We start from the raw sequence: 12,688 nt of genomic DNA on the forward strand, positions 1-12,688 counted from the left end.
GACATGAGCAATACCAACATCAAGCGCCACGGCGCGCCCATGGCCACCGCGCTCCTGATGGCGCTGGTGCTGGCCGCGTGCGGCGGCGGCGGCGGTAATCCCGGCGCCGTCGGCGGCAGCGGTTCCAGCGGCGGCAGCGGCGGCACCGGCACCGGCACTGGCGGCACCACCGTTCCCGCGGCCCCGACCGTGACCCTGGGCTTCGTCAACGCCAGCGGCAGCAGCTCCAACGCGCTGACCGGCGCGACCCCGCTGACGGTTAAGGCGACCGTGCTCGACGCGAACAAGAAGCCGGTGCCGAACGCCATCGTCAACTTCGCAACCGACAACAGCCTGGCGGTATTCTCGCCCACTGCCGGCACCGCGCTGACCGACGTCAACGGCGTCGCCAGCGTCACCATGCGCGTGGCCAGCCTGGCCGCCGGCGGCGCCGCCAAGGTCACCGCCAGCACCACGGTGGCAGGCAGCACCATCACCGGCGAATCGAATTACTCGGTGGGCGCCACCACGCTGAGCTTCGGCGCACTGAGCGCTTCGCCGGCCAGCCTGCAGGCCTATGGTTCGACCGTGCTGTCGGTCGACGTGCTGGCCGGCGCCGGCAAGTACACCGAGCAGCAGGTCAACGTCAGCTTCAGCTCCGCCTGCGTGGCCGCCGGCAAGGCCACCCTGGCCACCACCGTCGCCACCAACAACGGCACCGCGCAGACGGTCTACCGCGACAAGGGCTGCGCCAACAGCGACACCATCACCGTGTCCGCCGACGGCGTGGCGAAATCGGTTACCACGCAGCTGCAGATCGCCGCGCCGGCCGCCGCCTCGGTCCAGTTCGTGCAGGCCGCGCCGTCCGACAAGTCGATCGTGATCCGCGGCCAGGGCGGCAACGGCCGCACCGAGACCGCGACCCTGAGCTTCAAGGTGGTCGACATCTTCGGTAATCCGTTGGCCGGCAAGCAGGTGAATTTCAGCGCCAGCACCAGCGCCGTCACGGTCAACAAGGCCAGCGACACCACCGACGATACCGGCAGCGTGGTCACCACCGTCAACTCGGGCAGCACCCCGACCTCGTTCCGGGTGCTGGCGACCCTGCCGGGCACCGCCGCCAACGGCAACGCCGACATCTCGACCATGTCCGACTCGATCGTCGTGACCACCGGCCTGCCGGTACAGCGCGCGTTCTCGATCAGCTCGGGCTCGTTCAACGTCGAAGGCTGGAGCATCGACAACCCGAACGCCACCAGCGTGCAGGTGATGCTGGCGGACGCCTTCGGCAACCCGGTCCCGGACGGCACCCCGGTCGTGTTCCAGACCAATATGGGCGCCATCGGCTCGGCCGACAAAGGCGGCTGCAATACCGTCAACGGCCTGTGCTCGGTGATCTTCCGCACGCAGAATCCGCGCACCGCGATTCCGGGAACCCCGGCCACGCCGTGCAATACCGGCAGCGGCTCCAGCGCGGACAGCACCCGTCCGGGCCTGGCCACCGTCTGCGCCAGCTCGACCGACGGCAGCAACACCGTGTTCGCCAAGACCGCCATCTTCATGAGCGGCAGCGGGGCCGTGAACACCACCATGAACGGCAGCCTGGTGTCCTTCGGCGCGCCGAACGACCTGGGCGCGGTCAAGTCCAGCGAGACCAAGGTGTTCCAGCTGCAGATCAACGACGTCAACAACAACCCGATGCCGGCCGGCACCCGGGTCGAGCTGACCAGCGTCCTGAACGCCAACGCGGCCGCCGTGTCGCCGGCGACCGTGCCGAACATCGCGCCGCACGGCACCTCCGGCGACGACAAGACGGGCAACACGGTCAGCGGCGCCCAGGGTTCGATCCACACGTTCAGCATTTCCAGCACCACCCCGACCGAGTGCAAGAGCTCGGCCCAGGCATCGTTCAACGTGGCGATCACCACGCCGGGAGGCACAGTGACCGCTATTCCGTTTAAACTGTTGTTCACCTGCCCGTAAAATCGGGGTTTGACCATGCGGCGGCCAGGGTATCCTGGCCGTTTGCATTTTGAGCGATAGCGAATAGTGCCTCACTGCAAGAATAACAACATCTTCCTTGTCGGCCTGATGGGCGCAGGCAAGACCACGATCGGGCGCATGCTGGCTCGCCGGCTGGGCATGCACTTTGCCGACTCCGACCATGAAATCGAGGCCCGCACCGGCGCCTCGGTGCCCTGGATTTTCGAGATCGAAGGCGAGGCCAGCTTCCGCCGGCGCGAAGCCGACATGATCCGCGAGCTGAGCGCCGGCAGCGGCCTGGTGCTGGCCACCGGCGGTGGCGCCGTGCTGAACCCGGACAGCCGGCGCCTGCTGGCCGAGCGCGGCACCGTGGTCTACCTGCGCGCCAGCGTCAACAGCATCCTGGCGCGGACCTCGCACGACAAGAACCGTCCGCTGCTGCAGACGGCCGATCCGCGCCGCAAGCTGGAAGACCTGACCGCGCAGCGCGAGCCCCTGTACCGCGAGATCGCCGACCTCGTCATCGATACCGGGCGGCCTAACGTACAATCGATGGTTCAGACAATACTGGACCAGCTGGCCGCGATGGATGCGGCGCGCCAGCGGACCAAGGCACGGACACACATGAACGAACAGGCATGCATCTCCCTTAACGTCGATCTTGGCGAGCGCAGCTACCCGATCCTGATCGGGCGCGGGCTGCTGGACGACGGCCCCTTGTTGACCCGCCATATCGGCGCCGGCAGCGGCAAAGTCGCGATCGTCACCAACACCACGATCGCGCCGCTTTACCTGGAAAAGCTCGTGGCGCCGCTGAGGGCCAGCGGGCGCGAGGTCGTCACCATCGTCCTGCCGGACGGCGAGGAACATAAAAACTGGCAGAGCCTGAACCTGGTGTTCGACGCCCTGCTGGCGAATAAGTGCGACCGCAAGACCACCCTGGTGGCGCTGGGCGGCGGCGTGATCGGCGACCTGACCGGCTTTGCTGCCGCCAGCTACATGCGCGGCGTGCCCTTCGTGCAGATCCCGACGACCCTGCTGTCGCAGGTCGATTCCTCGGTGGGCGGCAAGACCGGCATCAACCACCCGCTCGGCAAGAACATGATCGGCGCGTTTTACCAGCCGCGCGCCGTGATCGCCGATACCGCCACCCTCGACACCCTGCCGGACCGCGAACTGTCGGCCGGCCTGGCGGAAGTGATCAAGCATGGGGCTGTGCTCGACCTGGGCTTTTTCGACTGGATCGAGGCCAACATCGGCAAGCTGGTGGCGCGCGACCACGCCGCGCTGGCGCACGCGATCCTGCGTTCCTGCGAGATCAAGGCCGACGTGGTGCGGCGCGACGAGCGCGAAGGCGGCCTGCGCGCGGTGCTGAACTTCGGCCACACCTTCGGCCACGCGATCGAAAACGGCCTGGGCTACGGCGAATGGCTGCACGGCGAAGCGGTCGGTTGCGGCATGGTGATGGCGGCCGACCTGTCGCACCGCCTCGGCCTGCTGGACGCCGACAGCGCGCTGCGGGTGCGCCGCCTGGTCAAGGCGGCCGGCCTGCCGGTCGAAGGGCCGGACCTGGGCGCGGAACGCTGGATCGAGCTGATGGAAGTCGACAAGAAGAACGAGGGCGGCGCCATCAAGTTCATCCTGCTGAAACCCCTGGGCAGCCCGAGCATCACCGGCGCGCCGCAGGAGCAGCTGCTGGCGACCCTCGACGCCAACGTGACCAGGAGTCGGGGATGATCGATTTCGACGCCCACCTCGCGCCTTATGCGGCGCACTCGTCGAAGTCGCGCGGGCGTCGCCATCCGGAACCCGCGGCCGGCTCGCGCAGCGAATTCCAGCGCGACCGCGACCGGATCATCCACTCCACCGCCTTCCGCCGGCTCGAATATAAAACCCAGGTCTTCCTGAACCACGAGGGCGACCTGTTCCGCACCCGCCTGACGCACTCGATCGAAGTCGCCCAGATCGCGCGCACGCTGGCGCGCAGCCTGCGCCTGAACGAAGACCTGGTCGAAGCGGTGTCGCTGGCCCACGACCTCGGCCACACGCCATTCGGCCACGTCGGCCAGGACGTGCTGAACGAGTGCATGAAGGACCACGGCGGCTTCGAGCACAACCTGCAAAGCCTGCGCGTGGTCGACGACCTCGAAGAGCACTACGGCGCCTTCGACGGCCTGAACCTGACGTTTGAAACGCGCGAAGGCATCCTGAAGCACTGCTCGCCGAACAACGCGCGCCAGCTCGGCGATCTGGGCCAGCGCTTCATCGACAAGAAGCAGCCCAGCCTGGAAGCCCAGCTGGCCAACCTGGCCGACGAGATCGCGTACAACAACCACGACATCGACGACGGCCTGCGCTCCGGCCTGCTGAGCATGAAGCAGATGGAAGAAGTCGAGCTGTTCGCGCGCCTGCACCGCCAGGTCGTGCGGCAGTACCCGGGCCTGCCGGGCCGGCGCGAGCTGTACGAAACGATCCGCCTGATGATCACGGCGATGACGGCGGACCTGGTCGAAACCTCGGCGGCATTGCTGGCGGAGACGGCGCCGAAGAGCATCGACGACGTGCGCGCCAGCCCGCCGCTGATCCGCTTCTCGCCGAAGATGCGCGAAGAAACCACGGCCCTGAAACGCTTCCTGTACGCGAACCTGTACCGCCACTACAAGGTGAACCGCATGCGCGTCAAGGCCAGCCGCATCGTGCGCGAACTGTTCGACGCCTTCATGACGGACCCGGTACTGCTGCCCTTCGACTACCAGGTCAGTCCTGGCGACCCCCTGAAACAAGCCCGCAAGATCGCCGACTACATCGCCGGCATGACGGACCGCTACGCGATCCGCGAACACAAGCGAATCTTCTCACTCGACGAACTTTAATCAAACCGGGGTCAGACCCCGATTTTTGGCAATTGCTTCGGAGACGTTGCCAAAATTCGGGGTCTGACCCCGGTTTGTTTTTGCTCAACTGAATAGGGTGGGCTGGCCCAGCTGGCCGAGCAGCTTTTTGATGGGCGAGGGCAGGGCGGCTGTGTCGATGCTGGACAGGTCCCACCAGACGTAGCCGGGCGGCGTCTCGGCGCGCGAGCTCAGGCCGATGCGGTAGGGGTGGAGGTGCAGCTTGTAGTGCGTGAAGCCATGCTCCAACGGCAGCAGCGCTTCGGTTTCTTCCACCGCGCCAAACTTCTCGGCAGCCTCCGAGGCGGCGCTGACATCGAGTTCTTCCGCGTCCTCGTCCAGCGCCACATGCCCGTCCACTTCGGGCAGCGACAGCAAACCGCCCCAGATGCCGGTAGACGGCCGCTGCTCGAGCAGCACCCGGCCGTGGTCGATCACCACCAGCATCTGCGCGCGTTTTTCCGGCGTCGCTTTTTTCGGTTTGCGGATCGGTAGTTCAGCGGTGCGGCCCGTCGCGTAAGCCACGCAGCGCGCCTGCAGCGGACAGCGCGCGCAATCGGGCTTCGAGCGGGTGCACAGCGTGGCGCCCAGGTCCATCAGGCCCTGGGTATAGGATTCAATCCCCTCTTCGAGAGGCAGCAGGGCCTCGGCGCGGCGCCACAGCGCGTCCTCGACCGGCTTTAAGCCGGGATACTGGTCGATGCCGAACACGCGCGCGAACACGCGCTTGACGTTGCCGTCCAGGATCGCGGCGCGCGTGCCGCTGGAGAAGGCGGAGATGGCCGCCGCGGTCGAGCGGCCGATGCCGGGCAGGTCGGCCAGCAGCGCCGGATCGGACGGGAACACGCCGCCGTATTCCGCGACCACGCGCCGCGCGCAGGCATGCAGGTTGCGCGCCCGCGTGTAGTAGCCGAGGCCCGCCCAATAGGTCATCACGTCTTCCACCGGCGCTTCGGCCAGGGCGGCGACGGTCGGGAAGCGCTCCAGGAAGCGCGTGTAATAGCCCAGCACCGCGCTCACCTGGGTCTGCTGCAGCATGATCTCGGACAGCCAGATCCGGTAGGCGTCGCGCGTGTTCTGCCACGGCAGCGCATGGCGGCCGTGTGCGCGCTGCCAGTCGATCACGGCGCGCGAAAAGCCGGGGTCCGCCAGCTCGCTGGCATCGAATTCGGTCAATCGTTTCATGCCGGTTCCAATGCCTGCGTGGCCGATGCTGAAGAGGGTTCATCGGACAGCGAAGCATCCAGCACCCGCGTCACCGCCCCCGTCAACAAGGCCAGCCTTGCCTTCACCTGCTCCAGGTCCTGCTGCGCCGCCTCGAAGGCCGCAATCTTTTGTTCCAGGCCCTCGGTGGCATCATGGATGCGCTGGATCGAGGACTGGCGATGGCGCAGCTGTTCGCGGTGCTGGCGGATCTGCGCTTCCAGCGGCGCCATGATCACCTTCAGCCAGGCTTCGACGTCGGCATTCGCCGAGCGGAAGGTGGCCTTGACGCGCGCCGCGATGGAATCGACGAAGCGCTCCAGCATGGTGCCGCGGCTGGTGATCAGGAGGGTCGCGGTGCCGGACTGCTTCTGCCAGATCGCCTCGATGGCGTCGATCTCGGCACGGTAGCGCGCGAGCGACAGCGCCATCGGCATCGCCAGCGCCAGCCCGTGCTCGGCCGAGAACTTGCGGTACATGGTTTCCATCATCGCGCCGATCTCGCCGATCTTGGCGCTGGAGGCGTCGAGATTGGCGCGCGCCTCGTCGAAGAACACGCGTACCGGCGCGCGCAGGCCGGTGGCGAAGCGCACGCCTTCCATCGCCGCGCGCACGGCGTCCACCTGTTCCTGCACCACGTCCATGCCGATGCTGGTGTACAGCTCCGTCGACAGGGTCGCGAACACGGCGCGCGTGCCCTGCAGCTTGAACAGGCTGGCGTCGAACTCCTTCTTTTCCATCTCGACGCGGCGCATCATGTGGGCGATCACGCCCTGGTTCTTGCCGCGCAGGCTATACAGCTCCTGCAGCTGCTCGACCAGGTCGCGGATGCGCGTGCCGAGCAGGGCCTGCTGGCCGGCCGTGATCGCGTCCATGTCCTCGCGCAGCTGGCAGCGCAGGATGTCCTGGCGCGCCGGAATCAGTTCGTTGAACAGCGCCGATTCGAGCTGCCCGATGCGGCTCTTCTCGAACAGCGCCATGTCCTGGTTGACGCGCCCGACCAGGCCTTTATGGGCCGACACCGGGAACACCTGCGACTCGGTCACGCCGAGCAGCTGGGCCACGCTGGCCTGCTGGCGCGCGATCGCGGCATCGTTTTCCCGCTCGCTGCGCAGCTCGTCCCACAGGGCGTCGATCTTGTTCAGCACGACCATCCGGCCCGGTCCCGCGCCGATATGGGTGCGCCAGACTTCGATGTCGCTCTTGGTCACGCCGGTTTCGGCGGCCAGGATGAACAGCACCGCGTGCGCGTTCGGGATCAGGTTCAGGGTCAGCTCCGGCTCGGTGCCGATCGCGTTCAGGCCCGGCGTGTCGAGAATCACCAGGCCCTGCTTCAGCAGCGGATGCGGAAAGTTGATCAGCGCATGCCGCCACTGCGGGATCTCGATCAGGCCGTCGTCGCCGACCGTGCCGGCCAGGTCCGGGTCTTCCTGGTCGTAGAGGCCATAGCTGCGCGCTTCCTCGGCGCTCACGCGGCGCGTCAGGCTGACCTGGCGGAAGGTCTCGATCATGCGCCCGGGCGCGTCGAGGTCCAGCGGCAGCACGGTCCAGGCGCCCGCATCTTCGCGGTAGTCGCTGGTGGCCAGGCGCTGGGCGCGGGTCTCGATCGGCAGCAGGCGGACGCAGGGCGGGAGTTGCGGGTCCCAGGCCAGCTCGGTCGGGCACATGGTGGTGCGGCCGGGGCTGGAGGGCACGATGCGCTGGCCGTAGTCGGCGAAGAAGATCGCGTTGATCAGCTCCGATTTACCGCGCGAGAATTCGGCCACGAAGGCCACCGACAGGCGGTCGTCGCGCACGCGGGCGAGGGCGCGCGCGAGACGCTGCTCGGCGGCGCCGTCCAGCAGTTCGGCTGCCTGGACCCAGCCGCGGTATTGTTCCAGCGTGTCGGCCACGCGCGCGCGCCAGGCCCCGTATTCTTGAATTTCTTGCATGTTGTGCCGCCTATCTTTGCCTTACTTTTGGCAGGTCGCGCAGTAAAACGTCGACCGCTGGCCCTGGACGATCTGGCGCACCGGCGCGCCACAGTTTCTGCAAGGCACTCCTGCACGATCATAGACGAAATATGTCTGCTGGAAATATCCGGACTGCCCATTTACAGCAATAAAGTCACGCAAGGTACTACCGCCTTGCACAATCGCGGCGGCAAGGATCTCGCGGATGGCCTCGGCCAGCTTGTCGTAGCGGGCGCGGCTGATGCGCGAGGCCGCCGTCTTCGGGTTGATGCCGGCGCGGAACAGGCTCTCGCAGGCGTAGATGTTGCCGACCCCAACCACGATATCGCCTTGCAGTAGCACCTGCTTGATGGGTGCGTTGCGCCTGCGCGTTGCTTTATGGAGCAGGGCGCCGGAGAAGCCGTCCTCGAGCGGTTCGACGCCGAGGCCGCGCAGCAGGATGTGCTGCCCGAGTTCGCCGTCGTCGTTGCCATGCCAGAGCACGGCGCCGAAGCGGCGCGGATCGTGCAGGCGCAGCACCCGCCGGCCTGCGGGACCCTTGTTGGGCTCACAAACGACCAGGTCGAAGTGGTCATGCTTCTTGAGCTCGACGCCTTCCGGCAGCACCCGCAGGTGGCCGGACATGCCGAGGTGGACGATCAGCGTGCCGTGCTCGAAATGGATGAGCAGATACTTGCCGCGGCGGCTGGTCGACAGGATCTGGCGCCCGCTCAGGAGCGCATCCAGGTTCGGCGGAAAAGGCCAGCGCAGGCCCTCGCGGCGCAGCACGACCTGTTCGACGACACGGCCTTCCAGGTGCGGCGCGACGCCGCGCCTTGTTACTTCGACTTCTGGGAGTTCAGGCATGTTTCAATGAAGAACAGAGGAAAAGTATGTAAATTCGTGTTGCAACGGCGCACGCGCGGGGGGCGTTAAGCGTAGAATCGGTCCATCTTGTCAATGCGGGATCGACCTTGAAAAACACTTTCGCCATTGTAACGCTCTCGGCCTTGTTATCTGCATGCGCTGTGGCGCCCAAGCAGCAGGCGCCCGACCAATCCGACCAATCCGACCAATCTGCCCAGTCCGACCAGCCGCTTCTCGCCGCCGAAGCGCAGCGCAAGGCGGACGTCAAGCGTGCCGCCGGCGAACCGGCCCAGGACGCGGCCAAGCAGGCGGATGAGCAACTGCCGAACGTGAACATGACGCCCCAGATGATGGTCCAGCTCATGAATGCCGAGCTGGCCTACAAGAAGGGCGACTGGCAGGGACCCTATCTGACGCTGATGAGCCTGGCCCAGCAGACTAGGGACCCGCGCCTGGCCAAACGCGCCGCCGAGATGGCGCTGTCCGCCAAGCAGCCCGACGACGCCCTCGCCGCGGTCAAGCTGTGGCGCCAGTACGCGCCCGGTTCCGATGAGGCCAACCAGTACTATCTGGGGTTGGTCATCCTCTCCGACAACCTCGCCGAGGCAGAAAGTGCGCTGAAACAGCGCCTGGCCGAGGCCACGCCGGGGTCCCGCGGCCTGGTGATGTTCCAGATGCAGCAGCTGGTGATGCGCGCCAAGGACAAGGAAGCCGCCGTCGCCATGCTCGAGCGCCTGGTCGCGCCCTACGGCAACATGATGGAAACCCACGTCGTGCTGGCGCAGACGGCCCTGGCCCGCGGCGCCAAGGCGGACGCCCAGCGCGAAGCGCGCGCAGCGCTGCAGATCAAGCCCGATTCCGAGATCGCCATCCTGACCCTGGCCCAGGTGACGGACGGCGAGGAGCAGTCCGCCAAGGTGCTGGCCGACTACCTGGCCGCCCACCCGGACGCGAAGGACGTGCGCGTGGCCTACGCCCGCCTGCTGGTCAACGCCAAGGCGTACGAGGCCGCGCGCCAGCAATTCCTGACCCTCGATAAAGCCCAGCCGAACAATCCGGGCACCCTGTACGCGCTCGGCATCCTGTCGATGCAAATGAACGACAGCAAGACCGCCGAAGACTACTTCACCCGCTTCGTCGACGTCATGGACAAGGCCCCGGATGAGGAGCGCGACCCGACCAAGGCCGTGCTGATCCTGTCCCAGCTGGCCGAGGAACGCGGCGACATCCCCGCCGCCATGGGCTGGCTCGACCGCCTCGACACCAACGATCCGAAAATCCAGTTCGGCGCCGACCTGCGTCGCGCGCAATTGACCGCCAAGGGGGGCGACCTGCCCGGCGCCCGCAAGCTGCTCGGCACCCTGAAATCCGAAGACAAGGCCGAGCAGGCCCAGATCGTGCTGATCGACGCCCAGCTGCTGCGCGACGCCGGCCGGAACCAGGAAGCCTACAAGCTGATGGAGCAGGGCCTCAAGCGCTTCCCGGACAACACCGATTTCCTGTACGACTTCGCGCTGGTGGCCGAGAAGATGGGCAAGACTGGCGTGATGGAAAAATCGCTGCGCCAGGTGATCGCCAAGTCGCCGGAAAACCACCACGCCTATAACGCCCTCGGCTATTCGCTGGCCGACCGCAACGTGCGCCTGAAGGAAGCCTACGCCCTGATCGACAAGGCCCAGAAGATGGCGCCGGCCGACCCCTTCATCATGGACAGCATGGGCTGGGTGCAATATCGCCTAGGCAAGCTGGACGCGGCCGAGACCCAGCTGCGCAAGGCCTACCAGCTGCGCAACGACCCGGAGATCGCCGTGCACCTGGGCGAAGTCCTGTGGAAGAAGGGCCAGCACGACGATGCGCGCAAGCTGTGGCGCGAAGCGCGGGCCAAGGATCCGAAGAACGACGCGCTCAAAACCACGCTGACGCGGCTGCGGGCTTCGCTCTGAAAGAACCTTTCAAAAATAGCTAGAATTTGAAATAATATTTCATCAACAAGGTCGTTTCCGCGACCTATCTACGTCGCCCCCGCGAAGGCGGGGGCCCAAGTTCGCACCGATGCCAATCAAGTTTCCATCACGTCTGCTGGCAGCCGCCACCATCGCCTTCACGCTGGCCGGCTGCGCCACCTCCACCGCCAATCTCTCCACCGCCCCGGTCGGCGCCTACCGCGACACCATCGCCCTGAACGGCAAGATCAACGTGGTCTACCAGAAAACCGAGGGTGGACGCGAAGTCGTCGCCGCCGATTTCAGCTGGACCCAGCGCCCGGGACGCGTCGAGGTGTCGATGTTCACGCCAACCGGGCAGACGGCCGCCGAGATCGCCGTCACGCCCGATGCCGTCACGCTGACCCAGGCCAACCGCGAACCGCGCACGGCAAAGGACATCGATACGCTGACCCGGCAGACCCTCGGCTGGCCGCTGCCGGTGGCGGGGCTGCGCGACTGGCTGCAAGGCTATGCCACGGATGCCCAGGGCAAGCGCTTCGTGGCCTCGCCGGCGAACAACAACGTGTTCACGCGCGATGGCTGGCAGTTGCGCTTCGTCGACTGGCAGAAAGGCACGGCGACCCCGATGCCGCGCCTCATCAAGGCCGAGCGCGGCGCCACCGCCAACAGCGGCGACCTTTCAATCAGCATCACGATCTTCCCGGAAAGCTGACATGACCCTGACCTCGCTGCACGGCTGCCCGGCGCCGGCCAAGCTCAACCTGTTCCTGCACGTCATCGGGCGCCGCGCGGACGGCTACCACATGCTGCAATCGGTGTTCCAGCTGATCGACCACGGCGACACCCTCGACTTCGACCTGCGCGAGGACGAGCGCATCGTCCGCCTCAACGAGGTGCCCGGCGTGCCGGAGGAGCAGGACCTGATCGTGCGCGCCCTGCGTACGCTGCAGGCGGAATTTGAACGCCGCTTCAACAGGCTGCCGCCGGGCATCGATGTGCGCATCGAAAAGCGCCTGCCCATGGGCGGCGGGCTGGGCGGCGGTTCTTCCGATGCCGCTACCGCGCTGATGGCCGCCAACTACCTGTGGCAGGCTGGCCTGACGACGGCCGAGCTGATGGCGATCGGCTTGCCGCTGGGCGCCGACATCCCCTTTTTCCTGTTCGGCGAGACCGCCTTTGCCCAGGGCGTGGGAGATGACCTGCAGGCGGTGAGCGGCCCGGATTGCTGGTATGTGGTGATCGAGCCCGGCGTCCCGGTGCCGACCGCCGCGATTTTCACCGCGCCCGATTTGACAAGAAACACCAAACCCGTTACAGTAGCGGACTTCCTAGGGCACAAACCCGAGTCGAAAGATTCAGGTGGGTTCGGGAAGAATGATTTGCAGGACGTGGCAACCCGCCTGTTCCCGCCGGTAGCCGAGGCGGTCGAATGGTTGGGAAATCACGGGGCGGCCAGGATGACTGGTTCCGGAGCGTGTGTGTTCAGCGCGTTTTCCACAGAGCAAGAAGCGGAGCAGGTACTGATGCAGGTGCCGGCGAAGTGGATAGCGTGGAAAGCAAGGTCGCTAACGAAACATCCGATGAAATCGCTCTTGCAAATCAACGAGTTGTAGAATAAAATTTTGCCTGTCGACGCAGCGGCAACATAGTTAAAGCGTCGGCAAGCAGCAAGTTCGTGTAGGGGAATCGCCAAGCTGGTTAAGGCACCGGATTTTGATTCCGGCATACCAAGGTTCGAATCCTTGTTCCCCTGCCAAAGTTATATTGCCTGACCTGTTGATGACTAATGCTCCAGCAGGCAATCGAAGTGGAGCCGCCTAGAGCGGCCCATTTTTTTTGTACTTCAAGCGTTAATCTTCTTGCATTAACGGCTTTTCAGATTTTTCAA

9 protein-coding genes and 1 tRNA gene are annotated in these 12,688 nt (G+C 65.9%); 7 read left to right on the forward strand and 3 right to left on the reverse strand.

Translation table 11 applies throughout. The features are described 5' to 3' along the window. The first annotated feature begins 3 nt into the window (after nt 1-3). From ACFPO9_RS14810 to ACFPO9_RS14820, 3 genes are all read left to right on the forward strand, one after another. Nucleotides 4-1,962, forward strand: coding sequence for an Ig-like domain-containing protein (locus tag ACFPO9_RS14810; RefSeq protein ID WP_379771888.1), 1,959 nt, complete (start codon nt 4-6; stop codon nt 1,960-1,962). 66 nt (nt 1,963-2,028) lie between these two features. Continuing rightward, on the forward strand, nt 2,029-3,699 hold the full coding sequence (gene aroKB, locus ACFPO9_RS14815; RefSeq protein ID WP_379771889.1) for a bifunctional shikimate kinase/3-dehydroquinate synthase AroKB: 1,671 nt from the start codon (nt 2,029-2,031) through the stop codon (nt 3,697-3,699). After that, complete coding sequence (locus tag ACFPO9_RS14820) at nt 3,696-4,835, forward strand: deoxyguanosinetriphosphate triphosphohydrolase (RefSeq protein ID WP_379771890.1); 1,140 nt, start codon at nt 3,696-3,698, stop codon at nt 4,833-4,835. Before aroKB ends, ACFPO9_RS14820 begins: the two co-directional genes overlap by 4 nt. Before the next feature lie 84 nt (nt 4,836-4,919). Here ACFPO9_RS14820 and mutY read toward each other — a convergent pair whose 3' ends face one another. Genes mutY through mutM form a run of 3 tightly spaced genes read right to left on the reverse strand, consistent with a single transcriptional unit; the run spans nt 4,920 to nt 8,854 of the window. After that, nucleotides 4,920-6,038: an A/G-specific adenine glycosylase gene (gene mutY, locus ACFPO9_RS14825; protein WP_379771891.1), complete on the reverse strand. Its 1,119-nt coding sequence runs from the start codon at nt 6,036-6,038 to the stop codon at nt 4,920-4,922. Further along, nucleotides 6,035-7,987, reverse strand: coding sequence for a dynamin family protein (locus ACFPO9_RS14830; protein WP_379771892.1), 1,953 nt, complete (start codon nt 7,985-7,987; stop codon nt 6,035-6,037). Before ACFPO9_RS14830 ends, mutY begins: the two co-directional genes overlap by 4 nt. A gap of 21 nt (nt 7,988-8,008) precedes the next feature. Beyond that, complete coding sequence (mutM, locus tag ACFPO9_RS14835) at nt 8,009-8,854, reverse strand: bifunctional DNA-formamidopyrimidine glycosylase/DNA-(apurinic or apyrimidinic site) lyase (protein WP_379771893.1); 846 nt, start codon at nt 8,852-8,854, stop codon at nt 8,009-8,011. Between the two features lie 161 nt (nt 8,855-9,015). Between mutM and ACFPO9_RS14840 the strand changes: the two genes are divergently transcribed. The 4 genes from ACFPO9_RS14840 to ACFPO9_RS14855 all read left to right on the forward strand — a co-directional run bounded on the left by ACFPO9_RS14840 (nt 9,016) and on the right by ACFPO9_RS14855 (nt 12,556). Then, the gene (locus ACFPO9_RS14840; RefSeq protein ID WP_379771894.1) at nt 9,016-10,797 is read left to right on the forward strand and encodes a tetratricopeptide repeat protein; all 1,782 of its coding nucleotides are present in this window, start codon (nt 9,016-9,018) and stop codon (nt 10,795-10,797) included. 109 nt (nt 10,798-10,906) lie between these two features. After that, the gene (locus ACFPO9_RS14845; protein WP_379771895.1) at nt 10,907-11,512 is read left to right on the forward strand and encodes an outer membrane lipoprotein LolB; all 606 of its coding nucleotides are present in this window, start codon (nt 10,907-10,909) and stop codon (nt 11,510-11,512) included. Nucleotide 11,513: 1 nt separating this feature from the next. Further along, complete coding sequence (gene ispE, locus ACFPO9_RS14850) at nt 11,514-12,413, forward strand: 4-(cytidine 5'-diphospho)-2-C-methyl-D-erythritol kinase (RefSeq protein WP_379771896.1); 900 nt, start codon at nt 11,514-11,516, stop codon at nt 12,411-12,413. Nucleotides 12,414-12,479: 66 nt separating this feature from the next. Next, nucleotides 12,480-12,556: transfer RNA gene (locus ACFPO9_RS14855), tRNA-Gln, on the forward strand. The last annotated feature ends 132 nt before the right edge of the window (nt 12,557-12,688 follow it).

This window comes from Massilia aerilata, from assembly GCF_042656905.1.
GTDB classification, from domain to species: domain Bacteria; phylum Pseudomonadota; class Gammaproteobacteria; order Burkholderiales; family Burkholderiaceae_D; genus Telluria; species Telluria aerilata.

Coding starts and splice junctions, on each gene's coding strand:
- ACFPO9_RS14810 (WP_379771888.1), top strand. CDS start 4: ATGAGCAATACCAACATCAAGCGCCACGGCGCGCCCATGGCCACCGCG.
- ACFPO9_RS14820 (WP_379771890.1), top strand. CDS start 3,696: ATGATCGATTTCGACGCCCACCTCGCGCCTTATGCGGCGCACTCGTCG.
- mutY (WP_379771891.1), bottom strand. CDS start 6,038: ATGAAACGATTGACCGAATTCGATGCCAGCGAGCTGGCGGACCCCGGC.
- ACFPO9_RS14830 (WP_379771892.1), bottom strand. CDS start 7,987: ATGCAAGAAATTCAAGAATACGGGGCCTGGCGCGCGCGCGTGGCCGAC.
- mutM (WP_379771893.1), bottom strand. CDS start 8,854: ATGCCTGAACTCCCAGAAGTCGAAGTAACAAGGCGCGGCGTCGCGCCG.
- ACFPO9_RS14845 (WP_379771895.1), top strand. CDS start 10,907: ATGCCAATCAAGTTTCCATCACGTCTGCTGGCAGCCGCCACCATCGCC.
- ispE (WP_379771896.1), top strand. CDS start 11,514: ATGACCCTGACCTCGCTGCACGGCTGCCCGGCGCCGGCCAAGCTCAAC.